Raw genomic sequence first — 21,377 nt, 5'->3', positions numbered from 1 at the left:
GCGGACTCCGCCGGCGGCGGGAGGGGCGACGACGAGCTCCGGACTGCCGAGCGCGACGTCGCACTGCCACCGATCTCCGGCGAAGCCGACCGGAACGTGAGTAGCTTAGTCGAGGTGCGGGAAACGGCGAGCCATGGACCGCCGTCGCGCCTGGATAATCGCGATCTTCCTGTTCGTCTTCGGCGACGCGGTCGCGCTACAGAGTCGCGGCGCGCTGCTCGCCAGTTTCGAGGCCGAGTTCGGCGTTTCGGAGGGACTGCTCGGCCTCGTGGCGCCCGCCGGAACCGTCGGGTTCGTCCTCGCGGTGCTCGCCGCGGGCCTCCTCGCCGGGCGGCTCGACGCGAGACGGACGATGCTGGTCGGGACCGCCGGCGCCCTCGCCGGTCTACTGTTGCTCGCGGGCGCGTCCGACTACCGGGTGCTGTTGCTCGCACTCCTCGTGCAGGGGACCGCGGGCGGCGTCTTCCGCGGGATCGATCGCGCGGTGTTGAGCCACCTCTACCCCACCCGTCGCGGTCGGCTGTTCTCGCTGTACTCGCTCGCGTGGGCGATCGGGGCCGTCGCCGGCCCGCTGGTCGTCACCGGCGCGCTCCGCGTCGCCGACTGGCGCGCGACGTACCTGCTCGTCGCGGCCTGGTTCGTTCCGGTCGCGGCGCTGGTCGCGCGACTCGACGTTCCGGACGACCTCGGCGGCGAGCGAACGCTCTCTCTCGCGGCCCTCCGGCGGCTCCTCCGCCGCCCCGCCGTACTCGGCGCCGGTGCCGCGATGGCGCTGACCGGTGGTATCGAGGGGGCGGTCTTCACGTGGCTCCCGTACTACGCGTCGACCTTCTTCGATCGGACGCTCGCGAACGCGGCGCTCTCGGTCTACCTGCTCGGCTACGTCCCCGGTCGCCTGCTATACACGTGGCTCGTCGAGCGCGTCTCCTACCTGTCTCTCGTCGGCGTCGTCTCGCTGCTCGCGGTGCCGGTCCTCGCCGCCGCCTTCGCCGCGACGACCGGATACCCGATGCTCGCTGCCACCTTCGCGGCAGGCGTCCTCGTCTCCGGACTTTTCCCCACCCTCTCGGCGTACAGCGTCGACGCCGAACCCGCCTACAGCGGTCCGATAAACGCGCTCACCACCGGCGCGACGTACCTCGGACTCGCGGTCGTGCCGACGGCGATGGGCGTCGTCGCGGAGGCGCGCGGCATCGGCGCGGCGATGGCGACGCCCGCGTTCCTCGCCGCGGCGCTCGTCGCCGTGGTCGCACTCACCGTTCTCGCGACCGGCACCCGCGGCGTTCCCGACGTCGCGGCCGCCGAGTGATCCCCGGCCGATCGGTGCGCGGTGACGGCCGCCCCGTCAGTACTCCGTTCCCTTCCGCGCCCGCTGGCCCGCGTCGATCGGGTGTTTCGCCTTCCGAACCTCCGTGACCAGGTCGGCCCGATCCAGCAGGTACGCCGGCTCCTCGTGGCTCCCGGTGAGCACCAGTTCGAGGCCGTCGGGCTTCGCGTCGATCAGATCGAGCACGTCCTCGGGCTCCAGCAATCCCGAGTTCGCGGCGTACAGCACCTCGTCGAGGATGAGCATGTGCATTCCGTCCTCGGGCGGCCCCGCGAGGTCGAGGGGTGCGGAGAGGTCCGCCTCGCCCGCGGCCCCGAGTAGCTCCTCCGCGCGCGCGAGCGCGCCCGCCGCCTTCGCGGCGTGCTCGTCGTCGTCACTGCCGTCGAGAAAGCCGTGCCAGCCGTAGTGACCCGTGTTCTCGTAGGAGAACCCCGGCATGGCCGATATCGCGTTGTACTCGCCGCGGACTGCCTCGACGCTGTTTGCCCCGCCCTTCATGAACTGGAGCATGTGGACGCGGTAGCCGTGGCCCGCGGCGCGAAAGCCCATGCCCATCGCGGCGGTGGTCTTGCCCTTGCCGCCGCCCCACCAGACCTGCACGAGGCCGAACTCCTCCGGCGCGCTCGGTTCGATGGGGCGCGCCTCGGGGGTGATCCCCCGGCCGGGCGTGTTCTTCAGCAGTTCGTCTCTGGTTCGTGCGTCTTCGTCGGTCATGGTGTGTATCGGTGTCTCCGGGCGGTCGTGGCGTGTCTCGGTGTCTCCCCAGGCTCAGAGTGCCTCGACGAAGCGGTCGAACGCGCCGCTCTCGGCGTGGACGTGCGCGTACGTCCCGAGCGTCCGGTACTCCGTCAGGCCGTCGCGTTCGCCGTCGATGCCGCTCCCGCGCGAGACGTCGAACGCGAAGCGCGCGTCGCCGCCGACGTCCGCGCCGGAGTAGTGGAACTCGTGGCCGCGGATCGTCTCGCCCGCGCGGGCCGTGAGCGCGTCGGTCCGCGCCCGGAGTTCGACGTGATCGAGCGCCCGGTAGCGCTCGTGCATCCGCACGTCGGCGGGGAGGATCCCGGCCATCGCGTGCGTCTCCCCCTCGACGGTCGTGAGCGACTCGGAGAGCGCCATCAGCCCGCCGCACTCGCCGAGGACGGGGAGCCCGTCGGCCGCCCGTTCCGCGAGCGTCCGCAGCGCGGGGCTCTCAGCGAGCGCCTCGGCGCGGAGCTCGGGGTAGCCGCCGGGCAGGTAGACGCCGTCGCAGTCGGGGAGATCGTCGCCGAGCGTCGGAGCGAACGTGACGACCTCCGCTCGCTCGCGGAGGCGTTCGCGCGTCGCCGGGTAGACGAACCGGAACGCCGCGTCGTCGGCGACCGCGACGGTCTTTTCGGTCGTCCCGGCCGTTTCGGTTCCCCCGGCAGTTCCGGCGCTTCCGGCGCTCCCGGTCGATCCGTTCGATCCGCCGGCGGCCCCGTCCGGTTCGGGCGGCGCGCGTGCGACCTCGACGAGCGCCTCCAGGTTGAGACAATCCGCGGCCGCGTCGAGCGCCTCGGCGGTCAGCGGCGACTCCTCGCCCATCACGAGGCCGAGGTGTCGGTCGGGGATCTCGAGGTCGTCGCGGGGCGGAATCCGGCCGAAGTACGCGAGGTCGTCGGGGAGCGCGCCGCGGATCCCGCGCTCGTGCCGGCCTCCGTGCGCTCGCTGGGCGACGATCCCCGCCACGTCGACGTCGTAACCGGCGCGGGCGGCGTACTCCCGGAATCCGAGCGCGGTCGCCGCGACGCTCTCCATCCCCGCGCTCGCGTCGACGACCAGGACGACCGGCAGCGACAGCGCCTCCGCGACGGCCGCCGTGCTCGTGTCCCCGTCGTACAGGCCCATCATCCCCTCCACGACGCAGACGTCTCCCTCGCCGCGGTGGTAGTTCCGCAGCATGCCCGCTTCGCCCTGCAACCACGGGTCGAGCGTCCGCGAGGCGCGCCACGTGGCGGCCGTGTGGTGGCTGGGATCGATGAAGTCCGGCCCGGCTTTCGCCGGCTGAACGACGTACCCCGCCCGCTGGAGCGCGCGACAGGTCGCGAGCGTCGCCACCGTCTTGCCGACGCCGGACGCGGTCCCGGCGATCACGAATCCCCTCATGTGCTACCTCGGTGTATCTACCGCAACCATGCTTGAATTGTTCGATGAGGAATCGGACGGCCTACGGCTCGGAGATCTCGGCCCGCTCGTCGGTGACGACGCCGTAGGCCGCCTCCGCGACCGACTCCGGCATCTCGACCTCGGCGTACCGGGCGTCGAGCGACGCCGCGAGCGCGTCCCGCACGCAGGCGCGCGCCGCCGCGCCGACCGCCGTGGCGCTCCCCGAAAACGCCGCGGGCTCGCCGTCGGGATCGCAGGCGACGACGACCGCGTCCGTCGTCGTCCCGGAGAAACCGGTCCGCGCGAGCAGCGTCGCCGCCTTGGCCTCCGCGACCACCGTCAGCAGGTTCGCGAGCGCCCCGGCGTCGAGCGCCCGGGTCGTCCCGACGAAGGCGTTGATCGTCCCGGCGCGCGGCGACCCGTCGGAGCGGTCCCCATCGGGGTCGTCGGCATCTCCCGTCGGCGACAGCGGCAGCGTCGCGGGGTTCGACACGCCGGCGGTGACGACCGCCTCGACCGGGCCGAGTCGCGCCCGCCGGGCGTGCCGCTGGTCGACGCCGGTCAGGAGGGCCGGCCCTGCCTCGTCGAATCCCGCGCGCGCCCGCCGGTCGGCGACGTACGCGTCGAGGTCCGTCTCCGGCCACCCCTCGGGCACGGTGACGTTGTAGGCGACCGGGCCGCGCGACTCGCCGCCGGCGTGGCCCGTCGACAGCCAGCGCGTCCCCGGCCGTCGCAGGCGGAGCACCCCCTCCCGGACGGTCGCCTCAAACATCCGCGAGGGCCGCGAGCAGCCGGTCGTTCTCGCGCGGGCGCTTCACGGCGACCCGGACGTGCGAGTCGAGCCCGCGGAAGGTCGTCGCGTCCCGGACGGCGATGCCGTCCTGGCGGGCGGCGTCGACGACGGCCCCCACCGACCGATCGCCGACGTCGAAAAGCAGGAAGGGCGCGTCCGACGGATGCACGTCGAACGACTCGGCGAGCGACGCGCGCATCCGTTCGCGCTCCGCCGACACCCGGTTCCGCGTCTCCTCGACGAAGTTCGTCCGCCCCATGCAGTACGCTCCGACGTCGGCCGCCGGGGTGCCGAGCGCCCAGGTGGGGCGCGCGGCTTCGAGCCGCCGGCGGAGGTCGCCCGTCGCCACCGCGAAGCCGGCGCGGAGGCCCGGCAGGCCGAACATCTTCGTCAGCGACCGCGCCGCGACCGCCCCCGGCGTCCCGGCGAGGCTCGGGTGGTCGGTGAAGTCGAGAAACGCCTCGTCGACCAGCAGTACCGTCCCCGCGTCCCGGCAGCGCTCGGCGAACGCGCGGAGCGCGCGCGGGTCGTACGCGTCGCCGGTCGGGTTGTTGGGGTTGCAGACGATCGCGGCCGCGTGGGGCTCGGGGTCGGCGTCGAGGGCGGCGTCGTGCGGGACGAACTCTGGCGTCCCGCCCTGGAGCCGAACCTCGCGGTCGTACTCGCCGAAGCTGGGGAACGGAACGAGCACCGAGTCCCCGGGGCGGACGGAGACGCCGAGCGCCAGCCGGATCGCGGCGAGACCGCCGGCGGTCGGGACGACCTCCCTGGGCGCGCAGCCGACGTACCGGCCGGCGGCGGTCCGGTACGACGTGTAATCGTCCGTCGGGTACCGGCGGGACGCCGACAGCGCGGCGTCGTACACCGAGGCGACGCCGCGGGGACAGAGCGGGTTCGTGTTGGCGCTGAAGTCGAGGACCGAGTGGTCCGAGACGCCGCCGTGGAGGACGTGGCCGAGATCCGAGAGGGAGTCAGGGTCCATCGTCAGCTACGAGCGCGTCGACCGTCTCAAGCGTTTTGTCTGCGACACCGTCGAGACGGTCCGCCCGGTCCGCGAGCGCGAGCGCGCCGCCCATCCCCGCACCCTCCTTCGCCTCGCCGGCGACGTAGGCGGCGAGCGCCGGTTCGTCGCGGCCCTCGAACCCCGGATCGGTCACCGTCAGCCCGAGGTCGAGCGCGCCCGCGGCGACCGGCAGGTCCGGCACGTCGTCGGCGACGAAGGAGGTCGTGGCGAGCGACAGCGGCTCCTCGATCCCCGCGTGCCTCACGAGCGCCGCGGCCGCGAGCATCTGGGTGCCGCCGCCGAGCGTCACCCGGACGCCGGATTCGAGCGCCCCGGCCGCGAGCCCCGCGACGACGGCCAACACGGGGTCGCCCATCCGGCGGAGCGCCCGCCGGGGATCGCCCGCCGCGTCGCCCGCCGACATGTCGCTCGCGGCCAGTCCGTCGGCGACGACGGCCGCCTTCAGCTCCGCGGGGTTGTCGGGGAACGACGAGGAGACGGACCACTCCTCGCCGAGCGCCCGGAGGGCGCCGAGCGCCGTCGTCGTCCCGCCCGGGATCGTCTCGCCGACGACGACCTCGGAGTCGGGGAGCCGTCGGCCGAACCGCCTGGCGGCCGCGAACGCCCCCGGCGCGGTCGGCACGGGATCCGGCTCGCGGACGTCGCGCCCCGGCCGCGCCCCGACGGAGACGGTCGGTGCGCCGGTCGGTTCCGCGAGGCCGCCGTCGACGACGAGCGTCTCGAACCCCGCGAGTTCCCGCGCGGCGCGGGTGACGGCCGCCGGCGTCGGACAGCCCGTCGGACTGACCGGGACGACGGGCGCGCGGACGGTCCGCCCGTACTCGACGATCTCGGCGTCGGCGCTCGGCGTGTGGACCATGACGTCCGGGTCGGCGCCGGCGGCGCTTATCCCCTCGATCGCAGCCGTCCGGGTCGTCCCGGCGACGAGGATCAGTCGCACAGCGCCTCCGCGAGTTCGATGTCGGTCGGTCTGTTCACGTTCACAGCGAGTCTCGCGTCGTAACTTACGTGCATCGCATCCTCCGCGCCGGCGACGACGTTCAGCCCGGTCGGCGCGAGTTCGCGCCCGCCGCGCTCGAACGTCGCGTCCGCGCTCGCGCCGAGCCGGCGCTTCAGTTCCGCCGGGACGCAGACGGCGAGCGACTCCCCCCCGGCCGCCGAGAGGGCCCGATCGACGAGTTCCGGCGCGAGCAGCGGCAGGTCGGCGGCGACGGTGAGCGCCGGCGAGCCGACCGCCTCCAGCGCGCAGGTAAGATCCTCGACGTAGCCGTCGCCGGGCGCGTCGAGGAGTTCGACGCCCCGCGCGTCGAGGTGGTCGCGGGTCGCAGGGGTGTGCGGCGAGACGACGGCGCGGACCGTCCCGGCGCGGCTCCCGGCGAGCGCGTCGCACACCCGGTCGACCATCGGCCGTCCGCCGATCTCGACGAGCGGCTTTTCGACCGCCGCGTCGAGCCGCGTCCCCCTGCCGCCGCACATCAGGAGACAGTCCACGCGATCACCCCCGCGTGGACCGCGGCGGCCCGGCCGAGTTCGTTCGCCGCGCCGAGGACGTCGCCCGAGACGCCGCCCAGGCGGATCCGCGCCCACCGGCCGACAAGGAGCGCGGCGACGGGGCCGGCGGCGAGCGCCGCGGCGAGCGCCGCGCCGCTCCCGAACGGGGCGAACAGAACGGCGGGGACGGCCGCGACCAGCACCGGCGGGAGCGAGGCGGGGCGGGCCTCGTCGACGAGTTCCGACCCGAGTCCCTCGTGCGCGGCGTCGCCGAGGCAGATCAGGAGCGCCATCCCGACCTTCGCCCCGACTTCGGCGGCGACGGCGAGGCGGAGCCCGACCAGTCGCCCCGTTCCGGCGAGCCCCAGCGCGCCGAGCGCGAGGACGGCCAGCGTCAGCGCGAGCGCGAGCGCCCCGCCGACGCCGGTCTGCGAATCCTTCAGCACCGATCGCCGGCGGCCGGGGTCGCCGTGGACGGCCGCGGCGTCGCCGAGGTCGGCGAGGCCGTCGGCGTGGGCGACGCCCGTGACGAGGTAGATCGTCGCGAGGTACAGCGCCGCGGCGGCGGTCGGGGGGATCGGGAGCGCGAGCGGCAGCGCCGCGAGGAGGCCAACGAGGTAGCCCGCGATCGGGAACGACGCGGGCGTGCGACGGAACGCCTCCCACGCGCGCTCGTCGCCGCGGACCGGGAGGCGGGTGAGAAACGCGACCGCCCCGCGGAGCGCCGAGAGGATCAACACCGCGCGGTCACCCCCGCGGCGATCAGAGCGACGTGATCTCCCCCGGAGCGGAGGCACGCGACCACCTCCGCAGCGGTCACAGCCACGCGACCGCCCCCGCGAGAACGTACGCGATCGCGCCGGCGACGCCGACGGCGCGGATTCCGCGCGCCGCCTCCGCCTCCGTCGGGAGGGCCGCGTCCGGGTCGAGCGCGTAGACGCCCGGCTTCTCCAGCCTGACCGACAGCGCCGCGGCGAGCGTCGCCATCGGCCACCCGGAGTTCGGCGAGGGGGGCTCCCGCGCCCACCGGGAGCCGCGCCGCAGCGCCCCCGGATCCCCGGCGGCGACGGCGAGGAGCACGGCGCTCAGGCGGGCGGGGAGCCACATGACGAGGTCGTCGAGCCGGGCGCTCGCCCAGCCGACGGGCTTCGTCCGGTAGCCGAGCATCGAATCGAGGGTGTTGACGCCCTTCACCCACGCCGCGCCGGCGGCCGCGAGCGGGAGCGAGACGGGCGCGAGCAGGGCGAAGGCGGCGAGCGGCCCGACCAGTCCGTCCGCGAGGTTCTCGGCCGCGCTCTCGACCGCGGCGCTCCGAACCTCCCCCGCGGAGAGGTCCGACGCCTCGCGCCCGGCGAGCGCCCGGAGGCCGCGCCGGGCCGCGTCGAGGTCCGTCCCGGCGAGCGCGACCGCGTCGCGGGCCGCGTCGAGCAGCATCCGGAGGCTCGTGGTCGAAAACAGGACCGCGCCCGCCGCCGCCGCGCCCGCGACAGGGTGGATCAGTCCGCCGACGCGGACGATCCCGGCCGCGACGCCTCCGGCGAGAAGCGGCAGGAGCGCCGCGGCGGCGACGCCGACGGGTTTCGGTCGCCGCCACTCGCGGTCGACCGGGGCGACGAGCCGGCCGAACCAGGCGACCGGGTGGAACCGCGTCGGCGGCTCGGCGAACGCGCGGTCGAGCCCGGCGGCGAGGCCGACGGCCGCCGCGGCGGTCAGGGGCACGGCGGGCTCACCTCCGCCGGCGAGACCTCGATTCGGTTGGTCGGGCGGACGGGGGTCATCCGTCCGCCTCCAGCCGCGCCGGAAATTCGGTCAGCGGCACCTCGGCCACGTCCACGAACCGACCGCCGGCGCGCTCGATCCCGCCGTCCGTCCGCGGGTCGTCGCCGACGTGAATCAGGTCCTCGACCGACGCGCCGAGCGCGGCGGCGGCCGTCTCGAACGCCCGCCGGTGGGGCTTGCGCCAGCCGCAGGCGACGCTCGTCGTCACCGCGTCGAACGCGTCCCGAACCAGCTCCGACCGGATGAGCGTCCGGGCGACCAGCTCCGGGACGCTACAGTTGGAGAGCACGCCGACGGGACCGCGCTCGCCGGCGGCGGCGACGGCCGCGGCCGCGCCCGGCCGGGTCCGGACGGCGGGGTCGAACGCGCTCACGACCGCGCGCCGGGCGGCGTTTCCGGGGGCGTCGACGCCCCTGCTCGCGAGCGCCGCGCTCACGTGCGCCGGGAGCGGGACCTCCGCGCCCTCGGGCGCGTCGACGTGGACCTCCCGGTACGCGTCGCCCCAGTCGTCCGGGACCGCGACGCCCCGCGCGTCGAGCGCCGCGGCGACCGCCGCCGCCGGGTCCGCCGGGCGTTCGACCGCCACGAGCGTTCCGAAGAGGTCGAAAGTTACTGCCACTACGGTTGCATTGGCGAAAGCGGACTTGAACGTTGCTGGTGCCGGCGGACGGGCCGGCCGACCTCGGCGGCTGCTCCGGATGCGTGGGACGCGCCAAGACGCCCCGGACGCGCGCCCTCAGGCCGCCCAGGTGTCCGACAGGAGGCGCACCCAGTTCTCTGAGGCGAGCTTCCGGACGTCGCGGTCGCCGTAGCCGCGGTCGCGGAGCGCGGCGGCGAGCCCGGGGAGCCCGGTCGCGTCGCCGAGCGCCGAGGGGACGGTCGCGCCGTCGAAGTCCGAGCCGAACGCGGCGTGGTCGATCCCGATCCGGTCGACGACGTAGTCGACGTGGTCGACGAGCCCCGACAGCGGCAGTTCGGGATCGCTCGACCCGTCGGGACAGAGGTCCCTGACGCCGAAGGTGAGTCCGACGACGCCGCCGGAGTCGCCGACGGCGTCGAGCTGCTCGTCCGTCAGATTCCGCGAGGAGGGGCAGATTTCGTGGGCGGCGGTGTGGGTGACGGCGAGCGGCGCGTCCGAGAGCGCCGCCACGTCCCGGAAGCCCCGCTCGTTCAGGTGCGCCAGGTCGATCACGACGCCGAGGCGGTTGCAGGCGCGCACGAGTCGCCGCCCGGCGTCGGTCAGTCCCGGACCGATGTCCGGAGAGGAGGGGTAGCGGAACGGGACGCCGTGACCGAACGCGTTCTCGCGGCTCCAGACGGGGCCGATGGACCGGACGCCGGCGTCGTAGAGCGCTTCGAGGTTCGAGAGGTCGCGCGAGACCGCCTCCGCGCCTTCGAGGTGCGCGACCGCGGCGAGGACGCCCCGGTCGAGGCAGTCCTCCAGTTCGGCCGCGGTCCGGACGACGCGAACGGCCCCGTCGGAGTTCGACTCGACGCGCGAGAGCAGCCTCAGCAGTTCACGCGTCGCCAGTCGGGCGTAGGCGGGGCGGAGCGGCGGCGGCGTCTCGACCTCGTACCCGTCGGCGGTGTCGGTGCGCCGCGTCTCGACGCGGCTCGGGACGAACGCGGCGAAGAACCCGCCCGCGAACCCGCCGCGGCGCGCGCGGGGGAGGTCGAGGTGGCCGCCGTCGCACCCCTCGAAGAAGAGCCGTTCCTCGGCGTCCGCCGCGTACAGGCGCAACAGCGTGTCGTTGTGGCCGTCGAAGAACCGGGGTGGAGTGCGCGTCATCGGTGGTCTCTCGAACGACGGCCCGCGCCGGTCGCGTGAGGGCGTCCGATGGGGCGACTACGCCCCAACGCGTGGTCAACCTTTCTCCGACCGACGGTCGAGGACACGATCGTGTCCACGGATGCGACCGATACCCGGCGACCGACACCTCGACGACCGACGCCGCGACGCCACACGACGCCGGTCGCCGAACTCACCCGCGGACGACGTTCGACTCCAGGTCCCGCGGGAAGTACGTCAGCGACTCCGTGCCCGTCTCGGTGACGGCCACAGTGTCCGAGTGGCGGTACCCAGCCTCGTCCGTGTAGAGGCCGGGCTCGATCGTGTACACGTGGCCGGGGGCCATCTCCGCGTCGCTCCCGCGGTCGACGTACGGCGGTTCGTGGCCGCCCATCCCGACGTTGTGGCCGACGTGGTGCCGGGCGAGGTCCGTCACGCCCTGCTCTTTGAAGTAGTCCCACACCGCCTGGTCGACGCGGCTCACGGGCACCCCCGGTCCCATCGCGTCGATCGCGACGGTCTGCGCTTCGAGCATCAGTTCGAAGTAGTGCTCGTCCTCGTCGCTCGGCTCGCCGACGAACATCGTCCGCTCCAGCTCGGAGCGGTAGCCGTCGACGTTCGCCGTCGCGCCGGTGATCAGCACGTCGCCCTCGGAGAGCCGCTCGTTCGGCGTGTGGCCGTGCGGGAGCGCCGTCTCCGCGCCGCTGATGTAGCCCGCGTGAACCGGCCCGTCGCCGCGCGTGCGGACGGCGTACTCGGAGCCGAGCGCGTCGAGCATCGCGCGCGAGGCGTCGGTCGAGGCGCGCTGGGAGACGGTGATCGGGTGCGCGCCGACCGCGGTGTACTCGGCGAGGTAGCGGTGGCCGAGGTTCGCCCACTTCGCCGACTCGCGGATCAGGTCGATTTCGGCGTCCGTCTTCGCCCACCGCATCCGGGCGACCCAGTCCTGCGTCTCCACGTCGAGGAACTCCGAGAGGGCCGGCCCCTCGTACCCCATCACGCCGGGCGCGCCGTCGGCGTCGGCTGCGACGGACTCCGCGCCGAGCCCGCGGAGCATCCCGACGGCCGTCTCCACGGGCTTCCCGCCGGGGTAGTCGAAGTAGCTGTGGACGGCGTCGATGCGGTCGTTGCCCTCGACGCGCTCAACCTCCAGCCGGGGGACGGTGATCTCGACGCGGTCGGGGGCGACCGCGAGCGCGACCGGCCGCTCCGTCTGGATGTGGTGAAAGCCGGTCAGGTACTCGATGCTCGTCGCGCCGAACCAGACGGCGGCGTCGGCGTCGGTGTCGGCGAGCCGACCGCGAACCGCGTCGAGGCGGAGCCGGAACTCCGCGTCGGGGAGTCTCGTTGCCATGGCTCCTGGTCGGTCGACCGCCGTAAAAAGCTGGATTCACCGGCGGCCCGTTCCGGAATCGGATCGGTGCGCGTTCCCCGAAGCGCTACGACGCGTCAGCGTCGCCCCGCTCGTCGGCCTCGTCGGCGAGCGCCTGGAGGTCGCGCTCCTCGTTGTACTCCGCGCGGCCCGCTTCGCCGAGGCGGGCCGCCTCGCCCGTGATCTCCCCGTAGATCGCCTCGCGGGCCTCCTCGGGCGACTCGAACTCCTCGCCGGCCAGTCGGTCGAACACGTCGCCGAGGGACTCCGTCTCGTTCGCCAGTTCGATCTGCTGGTCGCCGTACTCCATCGCGAGCTCTTCGCTCCGCACGGGGTACTTGGCTTCGTCCAGGAGCGACCGCAGCGATTCGGTCTCGGCGAGGATGTTCTCGACGTGGTCCGCGCGCTCGCGCTGCCGCTCGGCCGCGCTGTCCTGAACGTCGCCGGGGTCGTTTTCGGGCATGGTTCGGGATTGGTCGCGCACGGAAATGGGTCTGGCGGCCCGCCGTGAACGGTACCCGGATTCGGACAGTCCGCTCAGGCCAGGCGCGCGAACGCGAGCGTGCCGCTCACGTTCTCGATGTACGCGTTGACGACCTGTCCCTCCTTCGCGCCGGGGACGAAGATCGTGTACTTGCCCTTCTCGGCGACGCCGTCGCCCTTGCGTCCGGTGCCGGTGATTTTCACCTCGTAGGTCTTGCCCTCCTCCACGTCGGGGCGGTCGCTGCGCTGCTGGGTCCGCTTGCGCTTGGCGACGGGCCGGAACGCGCCGCAGGCCTCACAGCGGAGCATCTGCGTGCGCCCCTCGGTGACGAGTCGCGTGTCCGGCAGTCCGCACTCCGAGCAGATGACGTACTCCTCGACGTACTTCTTGATGGCCGTGTCGAAGTCCCCGCCCGTGAAGGTGCCGTTGTAACGGGCGCGGCCGTTCGCGTACTGACCGTTCGTCCCGAGGTCGCGCTGGATGGTGCTGTGGATGTGCTCCGGGTCGCGGGAGAGGGCGTCCGCGATGGCGGCGAGGTTGGTCAGGCGCGTGAACGCGCCGTCCTTCTGCGCCTGGGCGTCGGGGACCTCCAGGCGCTCGTCCGATCCCCCGAGGTCGGGCATCTCGTCGAGCGCCCGGTCGAGGCTGGCTTGATAATCCATACAGTCCACAGTCGATCCGGGCCTAAAGCACTTCTGCTGTCGCGTTCGCACGCGGCACGGCCGCGCCGCGTCTCGCGCAACCAGATCACGCGAATCGCGCGAACCCACGCGAATCACACGACCCCGTCGCGACCGGCCGATCACCTCCCGCAGCGGGAGTTCGAACCGTCGTCGGTCGAATCCGGCGGAGAACCGGAACGCGGCTATTCGAGCTCCACGGGTTCCCAGTCGCCGGAGCGGGCCGCCTCGTACGCGGCCTCGGTGACCGCCGTGACGCGCAGGCCGTCGCGGACGGTCGCCGGGGGCTCCTCGCCGGTCCGGACCGCTTCGACGAACGCGTCGGCCTTCGTCTGCCGCGTTCGGTAGTCGACGTAGGGCCTGTGCTCGGTGCTCTCCTCGTCGACGGTGACGAGCTCTCGGGGCTCCCACTCGCGGCCCTCCAGGTACACCGCGCCGTCGTCGTCCCACATGTGGATGTGTTCGCGCGTGCAGGGCGCGTCACCGAACGTCGACACCGTCGCCGTCGCGCCCTCCTCGAACCGGATGGTGAGCCGCGCGCGGCTGTCGACCCGCTGGTCGTCGTCGACGAAGTCCATGTCCGCCGAGACGGCCGTCGGCGTCAGCCCGGAGGTCCAGAGCACCGCGTCGAGGAGGTGGCTGCCCGTGTCCCAGAGGTAGCCGCCGCCGTTCAGTCCGGGGTTGAGCCGCCACGTGCCCTCGAACCGCCGGATCCAGTTCTGCGTGACCTCGGCTGAGATCCACCGGGGCGTCCGGTCGCTCTCCTTCCACCGTTCCCGCGCGGAGACGAACGAGGGGTTGAGGTGGCGCTGGTAGCCGATCATGAGCGTCTGATCGCCGCCCTCGATCCGGTCGACGAGGTCCCGCGCCTCCGCCGCGTCCGTGGTCAGCGGCTTGTCGCAGAGGACGTGCAGGCCGCGGTCGAGCGCCTCGTTGATCTGCTCGTAGTGGAGGGTGTGAGGCGTCCCGACGAGGACGGCGTCGAGCTGCTCCGCGTCCAGCATCTCCAGATAGTCCGAATACTGCGAGTCGGCCGGCACGGAGAACAGGTCGCCGGCCTCCGCTCGGGCGGTCTCGTCGATGTCGGAGAGGGCGGCGACCGTCGCCTCCGAGTGGCGGTAGAACTCGCCGCCGACGGTCGTGCCGATGTATCCCGTCCCGATCAGTCCGATGCGAAACGACGGTCCGTTGTCACTCTCAGCGGGCATAGGTACTGCTCGGCGTACGAAGAGGACCGCAATAGGCGTGTTGGGCGGGACCGGATTTCGCCGGTTTCGCTACCCCCGGTCGAACGTTCACCGGGATCGACGGATTTGCGAGCGAATCCGCGCTCCCCGATTTGAACGGGGGACAAGCCGATCTACAGTCGGCTGCTCTGCCAGGCTGAGCTAAGCGCGGTCAGAGTAATCTACCCCGGTCACGCGTTTAAGGGTTACCATCGTATCCGCCGCACGGGACGGCGACGTCGGACGGTGAGGAAGATTCAAATACCCGCGACCGTATGGGAATGATGTACGATGAGCAAGATCACGTTCCGCGCCGACGACGACCTCGTCGAGCGGTTAGAGGCCTTCGACGCCTCGAAAAGCGAGGTCATGCGGGAGGCGCTCCGCTCGTATCTCGATAGCGCCGACGGGGGCGGAGCGGAACGTGAGTCACGGGGGAGCGAGGGGACGCTCGAGGACGTTCTGGTCGAGCGCGTCGACGCGCTCATCGCGGAGCGACTCGACGATCGGCTCAGGGCGGCGGGCGCGGGCGCCGATTCCCGCCCTCCGCAGGACGTAAACATCAACGTCACCGTCGAGGGCGCGGCCGCGCGGACCGCCGCGGAGGACGAGTCGACGCGCGTCGACGCGCGTAAGACATCGGCCGACAGGGCGAGCGGCGCGGATCGGGGCGCGAAAACGTGCGGCCAGTGCGGCGAGGAGATGGCCGGGGAGCACGTATACTGCCCCAACTGCGGCGAGAAGGCGTCACACCGCGTCTTCTGCGAGTGCGGCGACGAGGTTAGATCCGACTGGGCGTTCTGCCCCAGCTGCGGCCGTCGGACGCCAGCCGCCGACGTCCTCGACCGCCCGTAAACGCACGTTTCGGCCGCGTATACGCGGTCTTCGGCGGGTTGTCTTACGCCCGCCGTTAGTTTTATAACCTATCGCTATGTGCATACTGTCGCGTAAGACGGTCGTCTTACAACGCCCGCCGGGGGGTGAGAACGCCCGGGTTCCGGCGACGGCGCGTAAGACGGTCGCACGGACACACGTCCGCCGTCTTACCGGGGGAATGCAAACATGGAGCGTGTGACACTACGAATTCCGAAGCAGCAGATCGAGGAAGTCGAGCAGATGGTCGAAACGGGAGAGTTCCCGAACCGAAGCGAGGCCATCCGCTCGGCCGTCCGCGACATGCTCAAAGAACAGAGCGAAAAGCGCGAGTCCTCCAAACCGAAGAGCGCCGACCGTAGCTGGGCCAAGGTGTAACGATGCAGGACATCGTACAGGACGCGCTGGAAAACGCCGAAAAGGAGCAGCGCGAGACGGGCGCTGCCGACGCCGAGGAGTTCGGCGAACCGCGCATCGTCATCGTCGGCTGCGGCGGCGCCGGGAACAACACGATAAACCGGCTCTACAACATCGGCGTCGATGGGGCCGACACGGTCGCCATCAACACCGACAAGCAGCACCTGAAGATGATCGAAGCCGACACGAAGATCCTCGTCGGCAAGTCGCTGACCGCCGGCCTCGGCGCCGGCGGCGACCCCGAGATGGGCGAGCGCGCGACGGAGATGGCGCAGGGAACCATCAAGGACGTGCTCGGCAACGCCGACCTCGTGTTCGTCACCGCCGGCATGGGCGGCGGCACGGGGACCGGCGCGGCGCCCGTCGTCGCGAAGATCGCCAAGGAGCAGGGCGCGATCGTCGTCGGCATGGTGTCGACCCCGTTCAACGTCGAGCGCGCGCGGACGGTCAAGGCCGAGGAGGGGCTCGAAAAGCTCCGCAACGAGGCCGACTCGATCATCGTCCTCGACAACAACCGCCTCCTGGACTACGTCCCGAACTTACCCATCGGGAAGGCGTTCTCGGTGATGGATCAGATCATCGCCGAGACCGTCAAGGGCATCTCCGAGACCATCACACAGCCGTCCCTGATCAACCTGGACTACGCGGACATGTCCACGATCATGAACCAGGGCGGCGTGGCGGTGATGCTCGTCGGCGAGACGCAGGACAAGAACAAGACCGAGGAGGTCGTGCGCGACGCGATGAACCACCCGCTCCTCGACGTGGACTACCGCGGCGCGTCCGGCGGACTCGTCCACATCACCGGCGGCCCCGACCTCACGCTCAAGGAGGCCGAGGGCATCGCCGACAACATCACGGAGCGGCTGGAGGCGAGCGCCAACGTCATCTGGGGCGCGCGCATCCAGGAGGAGTACAAGGGCAAGGTGCGGGTCATGGCGATCATGACCGGGGTCCAGAGCGCGCAGGTGCTCGGCCCGACGACGCAGAAGCAGGCCGACAAGTCGCGCGCGAGCATCGAGGACGTTTCGGAGTTCGACGCGAAAGCCAACGCCTCCTGGCAGTCCGACGGCGGCCAGGACCAGCTCGAACAGAACAACGGGCTGGACGTGATCCGCTGACGCGGAACCGATTCTGATTCGATCCTGATTCGATCGGTTTTCGAGGCCGATGCGGTGCCGTCGTCCGGACGGCCGACTCTTCGTTCGCCGGGACGACAGACGTTCTCCGCCGGAAATCGAAACTGAACGCGTGAGCGGGGCGCTCGTTCGGGGTGCGGTCACCGGATGCTCCGAGTGAGAGTGAAGACGAGGAGCGCGATCAGGAGCGTCCCGAGAAGCGATTCCGCGCTGGCGACCGCTCTGGCCGCGAGCCCGAGCGGTTGGACGTCGCCGTACCCGAGCGTCGTGAAGGTGATGACGCTGAAGTAAAGGCTCAGGAAGAACGCGTAGGCGAGCCTCCCGGGGGTCCGCTCGTCGAGCGTCTCGATCGGGTACAGGATCGCCGATCCAGCGCCGGGCTCCTGAAGGCCGCCGGTGAGCGGGTACAGGACGGCGCTGACGAGGATGACGAGCGCGGAGGACGCCAGCACGCGGAAGGGGCTGACGCCGTACAGCATCACCCACCGCGACGCCTCCAGCATGAGCGCGTGTCCGTACTGTTCTCTCGCCCAGGAGACGCGACGGAGGACGTCCTTTTCGCGGACGTAGTAGCGGCGCTCGCGGCGCGTGAGCGCGTTTTCGTCGAGAACTCGCTGGATGCCGCGGTACGTCCACGTCGCCGCGTCGCCGACGGCGACCATCTCCTCGTTCGTGTCCGCGTCGGCGAGCGCCCGTTCGTAGACGATCCGGTCGCCGAATGCCGTCTCGTTGTCCATCCGAGCGTCGAAGAAGTAGGTTCGGTAGAGCTTGGCGTTCTCGAAGTTCGTCCCCCGAACGTCGGTGCGGACGAACATGGCGTCTTCGAGGTTCGCCCGTTCGAAGGTCACCCGAGAGACGTCGCCGTCCTCGAACTTCGCGTGGCGCAGGTCCGCGTCGCTGAAGTCGCTCTCGCGCAGCACGCTCCCTGCGAAGTCCGCCTTGGCGAGCGTGCGCCCGGCGAACCAGTCGACTCCCGAGAGGGGGGAGCCGCGGAGAACCGCGCCGTCGATGCGCTCTCCCCGGTCCGGGCGGTCGCGTTCCAGCGCCTCGCGCGGTTTGTCCGACTCGTCCGCGTGCCAGACGCACCGCTCTCGGTCGCCCCACACTTCCCGCCAGCAGCACGCGGGACCCAGTCCGTCCACCTCGTGTACGTCCTGTTCGTACTCGCAGCGTCCGTCGGACACGTACGATCCTACGCGGAGAAACGCAATACGCCTTAGCGTCAGGGGGAGTACGTAACGATGTCGAGGCAGAGCGCTCGGCGCGCCGATTCAGGCTGCCTCGACGGCCTCGATCAGCCTACACTTCCGGCAGACGTCCCGCGCCGTCTTCGATCCGCAGCGCTCGCACTCGCCCAGGGCGGCGTCGCCGTCGTCCGCGCCGTCCTCGCCGCCGTTCCGGTACCGGCGCGCCGCCAGTTCGGCCAGTTCCTCGTAGCCCGCCATGATCGAGTGGCGGGTGCCGGGGTGGTTCTCCTCCAGCTTCAGGAGCAACCGCTGTATCTCGCCGCGGTAGGCCTCGCTCGCGTGGGGACACTCCGCGACGTGCGCGGGGAGGTCCCGGAGGTGGGCGTAGAGCGCGACTTCCTTCTCCGGGACGTCGCGGAGCGGCTTGGCGCGGGGGACGAAGTCCGACTGCTCCTCGCGCTCGTCGAAGCCCCCCAGGCTCGCGTCGAAGTGCTTTGCGACCTGTTTCACGTCGCCTTCGAGGAAGTTCATGAGCGCGGTCTGCGCCTCGTCGTCGAGGTTGTGCCCCGTCAGCAGCTTGTCCGCGCCGAACGCCGCCGCGTACGATTCGAGGAGGTCGCGCCGGAACACGCCGCAGTACGCGCAGGGGGCCATGTTCATCGGGTCCTTCTCCGCCACGTCGTCCATCCGGACGCCGAGGTCGTCCTCGTAGGCGACGACCTCGTGGCGGATCCCCAGACTCTCGGCGAGTTCGACGCACGCGTCGAGGCTCTCGTCCCTGTACCCCTCGATACCCTCGTGGATCGACAGCGCGACCAGCTCGACGCGCGGGTCCCTGCCGAACGTCTCCTCGAGGATGTGCGTGAGCACGACGCTGTCCTTCCCGCCGGAGAGCCCGACGACCCACGTCTCCGGTTCCTCCGGCGTGGCATCGGACGAGAGGAGACCGTCCTCCCTGATCCGGCGGCGGACGCGCTTTTCGACCGAGACGCAGAAGTGCTCCTCGCAGAGGTGGGTCCCGGCGTAGGCCGCGTGCATCACCGCGTCGCGGTCGCACTTGTCGCACTCCATCACGGCCGGGTTGTGCGCCTGCGCGTATGACGGTTTCGTCTCTGTCACCGGGGTCGCCGTGCCGATCCGACGCCGATCCGACGCCGATCCGCCGGCCGCGCCGGTCGCGATCGGCGGGCATCGCTCTCCGCGGGCGTTCTCCGCGCGTCGGTCACCCCGCGCCGCCGAGACACCGAGTCTCACACCTCCCCAACGTTCATCACGCCGAGCCGCGACGGTGCGAGCGAGATGGAGACCCTCCCCGTCCGCGTCTGACCGCGTCGGACGCCCCGTCGCGTCGGAGCAGTCGGTCAGCCCGTTTTCGGATCGCAGCCACCGCCAGCCGACCGCACCCTCCGACGACGACGAATGAGACGCGGCCCCAGAAACCACCTCTCCGAACGACTCGCGGAACGACTCGAACAGCTCGCACGCCTGCTCGAACAGCTCGCAAACCGATTCGCGCCGATCGCGGATCGACTCGAACCGCTTGCGAACCGGCTCGCGCCGTTCGCGGGCCACTACGGCTCGCTCAGACACCTCCGCGATCCGCGCCTCGCGCTGCTCGGGGCGGCGAACCTGCTCGACAAGTCGTCGACCTCTATCGTCGTGCCGCTGTTGCCGCTGTACGCCGAGCGGCTGGGCGCGGGCCCGATCCTCCTCGGTCTCGTGTTCGCGCTGCCGACCGCCGTGAGCGCCCTCCTCTCCGCGCCCGCGGGCTACGTCGGGGATCGACTCGCACGAAAGCCCCTCATCGTCGCGGGAACGGCGCTGAGCGCCGTCGGCGTCGTCGGGCTCGCGTTCGTCTCCGACCCGCGCTGGCTGCTCGCGTTCCGGGCCGTCGACGGGGTCGGATCGGCGATGCGGACCGCGACGACGACCGCCTACCTGGGCGATCTCGCGGACGACGGGAGTCGGGGGAGCGTCATGGGCGCGTACCAGACGCTCGGCATGCTCTCCGTGGCCCTCGGACCCGCGCTCGGCGGGACGATCGTCGGCGCGTCGACGCTCTCCGCGCCGTTTCTCGTCCTCGGGGGGCTCACGGCGCTCGGGAGCCTCGCGCTGCTTCGACTCCCCGGGACGGAGCGGACGGGGAACGCGTCGAACTCGGAGGCGATCCGGAGCCTTTCGGCGTCCGATCTCCGCCTCCGGGCGGCCGCGACGCCGACCGTCCTCGCGCTCGCCGTCAGCGCGGCCGTCTCGGCGGTCGGCACCGACGCGCTCAACCCGCTCCTCGCGCCGCTGCTGCGGGCGACGGTCGGTGCCGGCCCGTCGTACGTCAGTTTCGCGTGGGGCTGTCTCGGGATCGGCCTCGCGCTCTTCGTCCCGGTGGGCGGGAGCCTCGCCGATCGGGGCGGGCGAAAGCGGGGCCTCGTCGTCGGAAAGGCGCTGTGGGCGGCCGTGGCGGTCGGACTCGTCGTCGGGGGGCATCCGCTCGCCCCGCCGGCGCTCCTCGCGCTTGGGGGCGTCGCCTCCGCGCTCTCCGGACCGGCGCTCGGCGCGCTCAGGTACGAGACCGCGCCGAGCGGCAGCGAAGGGGCGTTCGTCGGGCTGTACGGGAGCCTCGGCGCGGCCGGGGCGACCGCGGGCCCGCTGCTCGGCGCGGTCGCCGCGGACGCGTTCGCGCCCGCGGTCGCCGTCGTCGGCGTCGGCCTCCTCTGGGGCATCGACGCGCTCGTCGTCGCCGCCTTCGTCTCGGAGGCGCAGCCGAGCGACGGGGCGCGATGATCCGCCGCCGACCGGGGCCGTGGCAGTCATCCGGCGGCGGCCCGAACGCCCCGACATGGCCAGAATCGCGATCACCGGCGCCGCGGGCAACGTCGGCAGGCAGGCAGGCCCTCGAAGCGTTCGAAGACGCCGACCACGAGGTGACGCCGATCACGCACCGCGAGCGCGACGACCTCGAAAGCGAGATCCTGAGCGTCGAGGACCGCGACGCGTTCGCCGAAACCCTCGAGGGGCAGGACGTGCTGATCCACCTCGCCGCGAACCCCTCGCCGAGCGCCGGCTGGGACTCGGTGTTCGAGGTGAACGTCGGCGGGACGTACAACGCCTACGAGGCCGCCGTGCGAAACGACCTCGACCGGGTCGTCTTCGCGAGCTCCAACCACGCGGTCCACATGTACAACGTCGGCGACGTCGCCGAACCGGAGTCGCTGGCCGACGACTACCGGACCGTCACGCCCGACGATCCGCCGCTTCCAGACTCCTACTACGGCGTCTCGAAGGTGGCCGGCGAGGCCCTCGGCAACTACTACGCGCGGGCCGTCGCGGCGTCGAGGTCGTCAACCTGCGCATCGGCTGGCTCCTGTCGGCGGACGAGCTCGCCGAGGCGCAGGCGGACCCGGAGACCGACTCGCGGTTCGCGCGGGCGATGTGGCTCAGCCCCCGCGACTGCCGGGACGCGATCCGCGCCGCCGCGACCGCCGAGCTGTCGGAGTCGCCGGTCACGGTCCACGCGGTCTCGCGGAACGACGACCGCTACCTCTCGCTCACGCACGGCCACCGGGCCATCGGTTACCGCCCCCGGGACGACGCGACGGAGGCGCTCGGAAACGAGTAGGATCGCCGCGGCTGCCGCCGGTCGGAAATCGTTTTCCGGGCTCGGCACCGACTGTCTCC

At 72.1% G+C, this 21,377-nt stretch carries 21 protein-coding genes, 1 tRNA gene and 1 pseudogene; 6 read left to right on the top strand and 17 right to left on the bottom strand.

Features of this window, described 5'->3' with window-relative positions:
- The first annotated feature begins 133 nt into the window (after positions 1–133).
- On the top strand, positions 134–1,309 hold the full coding sequence (locus tag CNO20_RS07750; RefSeq protein ID WP_101295553.1) for an MFS transporter: 1,176 nt from the start codon (positions 134–136) through the stop codon (positions 1,307–1,309).
- 36 nt (positions 1,310–1,345) lie between these two features.
- Here CNO20_RS07750 and CNO20_RS07745 read toward each other — a convergent pair whose 3' ends face one another.
- The 15 genes from CNO20_RS07745 to CNO20_RS07675 form a co-directional block, all read right to left on the bottom strand.
- A complete protein-coding gene (locus CNO20_RS07745; RefSeq protein ID WP_101295552.1) occupies positions 1,346–2,041 on the bottom strand; it encodes a cob(I)yrinic acid a,c-diamide adenosyltransferase in 696 nt (231 codons plus the stop codon).
- Between the two features lie 54 nt (positions 2,042–2,095).
- Positions 2,096–3,451 carry a cobyrinic acid a,c-diamide synthase gene (locus CNO20_RS07740; RefSeq protein WP_101295551.1) on the bottom strand — a complete coding sequence of 452 codons (1,356 nt, stop codon included), beginning with the start codon at positions 3,449–3,451 and terminating at the stop codon, positions 2,096–2,098.
- A gap of 61 nt (positions 3,452–3,512) precedes the next feature.
- Complete coding sequence (locus CNO20_RS07735) at positions 3,513–4,223, bottom strand: adenosylcobinamide amidohydrolase (protein WP_101295550.1); 711 nt, start codon at positions 4,221–4,223, stop codon at positions 3,513–3,515.
- On the bottom strand, positions 4,216–5,226 hold the full coding sequence (gene cobD / locus CNO20_RS07730) for a threonine-phosphate decarboxylase CobD (protein ID WP_101295549.1): 1,011 nt from the start codon (positions 5,224–5,226) through the stop codon (positions 4,216–4,218). Before cobD ends, CNO20_RS07735 begins: the two co-directional genes overlap by 8 nt.
- A complete protein-coding gene (locus CNO20_RS07725; protein WP_101295548.1) occupies positions 5,216–6,208 on the bottom strand; it encodes a nicotinate-nucleotide--dimethylbenzimidazole phosphoribosyltransferase in 993 nt (330 codons plus the stop codon). Before CNO20_RS07725 ends, cobD begins: the two co-directional genes overlap by 11 nt.
- Positions 6,199–6,744: an NTP transferase domain-containing protein gene (locus CNO20_RS07720; protein ID WP_101295547.1), complete on the bottom strand. Its 546-nt coding sequence runs from the start codon at positions 6,742–6,744 to the stop codon at positions 6,199–6,201. Before CNO20_RS07720 ends, CNO20_RS07725 begins: the two co-directional genes overlap by 10 nt.
- Complete coding sequence (cobS, locus tag CNO20_RS07715; RefSeq protein WP_101295546.1) at positions 6,744–7,496, bottom strand: adenosylcobinamide-GDP ribazoletransferase; 753 nt, start codon at positions 7,494–7,496, stop codon at positions 6,744–6,746. Before cobS ends, CNO20_RS07720 begins: the two co-directional genes overlap by 1 nt.
- A gap of 79 nt (positions 7,497–7,575) precedes the next feature.
- A complete protein-coding gene (cbiB, locus tag CNO20_RS07710) occupies positions 7,576–8,478 on the bottom strand; it encodes an adenosylcobinamide-phosphate synthase CbiB (RefSeq protein WP_101295545.1) in 903 nt (300 codons plus the stop codon).
- A 55-nt stretch (positions 8,479–8,533) separates the two neighbouring features.
- Positions 8,534–9,157, bottom strand: a complete 624-nt coding sequence (locus CNO20_RS07705) for an HAD family hydrolase (RefSeq protein WP_101295544.1) — start codon at positions 9,155–9,157, stop codon at positions 8,534–8,536.
- Between the two features lie 117 nt (positions 9,158–9,274).
- Complete coding sequence (locus CNO20_RS07700) at positions 9,275–10,327, bottom strand: dipeptidase (protein ID WP_101295543.1); 1,053 nt, start codon at positions 10,325–10,327, stop codon at positions 9,275–9,277.
- A 193-nt stretch (positions 10,328–10,520) separates the two neighbouring features.
- Entirely contained in the window at positions 10,521–11,681 is a 1,161-nt protein-coding gene (locus CNO20_RS07695) for a M24 family metallopeptidase (RefSeq protein ID WP_101295542.1), read from the bottom strand.
- Positions 11,682–11,766: 85 nt separating this feature from the next.
- Positions 11,767–12,162, bottom strand: coding sequence for a DUF5789 family protein (locus CNO20_RS07690; RefSeq protein WP_101295541.1), 396 nt, complete (start codon positions 12,160–12,162; stop codon positions 11,767–11,769).
- A 74-nt stretch (positions 12,163–12,236) separates the two neighbouring features.
- Positions 12,237–12,845, bottom strand: a complete 609-nt coding sequence (locus tag CNO20_RS07685) for a translation initiation factor IF-2 subunit beta (protein ID WP_101295540.1) — start codon at positions 12,843–12,845, stop codon at positions 12,237–12,239.
- Positions 12,846–13,048: 203 nt separating this feature from the next.
- Positions 13,049–14,071, bottom strand: coding sequence for a Gfo/Idh/MocA family protein (locus CNO20_RS07680; protein ID WP_101295539.1), 1,023 nt, complete (start codon positions 14,069–14,071; stop codon positions 13,049–13,051).
- A 116-nt stretch (positions 14,072–14,187) separates the two neighbouring features.
- A tRNA-Tyr gene (locus CNO20_RS07675) sits at positions 14,188–14,261 on the bottom strand.
- Positions 14,262–14,380: 119 nt separating this feature from the next.
- Here CNO20_RS07675 and CNO20_RS07670 point away from each other — a divergent pair.
- The 3 genes from CNO20_RS07670 to ftsZ all read left to right on the top strand — a co-directional run bounded on the left by CNO20_RS07670 (position 14,381) and on the right by ftsZ (position 16,500).
- The gene (locus CNO20_RS07670; protein WP_101295538.1) at positions 14,381–14,944 is read left to right on the top strand and encodes a double zinc ribbon domain-containing protein; all 564 of its coding nucleotides are present in this window, start codon (positions 14,381–14,383) and stop codon (positions 14,942–14,944) included.
- A 207-nt stretch (positions 14,945–15,151) separates the two neighbouring features.
- Positions 15,152–15,340, top strand: coding sequence for a ribbon-helix-helix domain-containing protein (locus tag CNO20_RS07665; protein ID WP_101295537.1), 189 nt, complete (start codon positions 15,152–15,154; stop codon positions 15,338–15,340).
- Between the two features lie 2 nt (positions 15,341–15,342).
- Positions 15,343–16,500, top strand: coding sequence for a cell division protein FtsZ (gene ftsZ / locus CNO20_RS07660; RefSeq protein WP_101295536.1), 1,158 nt, complete (start codon positions 15,343–15,345; stop codon positions 16,498–16,500).
- A 158-nt stretch (positions 16,501–16,658) separates the two neighbouring features.
- Here the strand turns inward: ftsZ and CNO20_RS07655 are convergent, their stop codons facing one another.
- Together CNO20_RS07655 and ncsA are read right to left on the bottom strand one after the other, a co-directional pair.
- A complete protein-coding gene (locus CNO20_RS07655; RefSeq protein ID WP_101295535.1) occupies positions 16,659–17,702 on the bottom strand; it encodes a pentapeptide repeat-containing protein in 1,044 nt (347 codons plus the stop codon).
- 87 nt (positions 17,703–17,789) lie between these two features.
- Positions 17,790–18,776 (bottom strand): tRNA 2-thiolation protein NcsA, encoded by a 987-nt coding sequence (gene ncsA, locus CNO20_RS07650; RefSeq protein WP_101295751.1) that lies wholly within the window; start codon positions 18,774–18,776, stop codon positions 17,790–17,792.
- A gap of 348 nt (positions 18,777–19,124) precedes the next feature.
- Between ncsA and CNO20_RS07645 the strand changes: the two genes are divergently transcribed.
- Together CNO20_RS07645 and CNO20_RS24270 are read left to right on the top strand one after the other, a co-directional pair.
- Positions 19,125–20,483 (top strand): MFS transporter, encoded by a 1,359-nt coding sequence (locus CNO20_RS07645; protein WP_101295534.1) that lies wholly within the window; start codon positions 19,125–19,127, stop codon positions 20,481–20,483.
- Between the two features lie 55 nt (positions 20,484–20,538).
- Positions 20,539–21,318 (top strand): annotated as a pseudogene (locus CNO20_RS24270) (NAD-dependent epimerase/dehydratase family protein).
- Positions 21,319–21,377 lie beyond the last annotated feature (59 nt).

The sequence above is a fragment of the Halegenticoccus soli genome (genome assembly GCF_002844195.1).
Lineage (GTDB): Archaea > Halobacteriota > Halobacteria > Halobacteriales > Haloferacaceae > Halegenticoccus > Halegenticoccus soli.
Note: the sequence above shows the minus strand (reverse complement) of the source record. Positions and strands in the feature narration are given on the sequence as shown.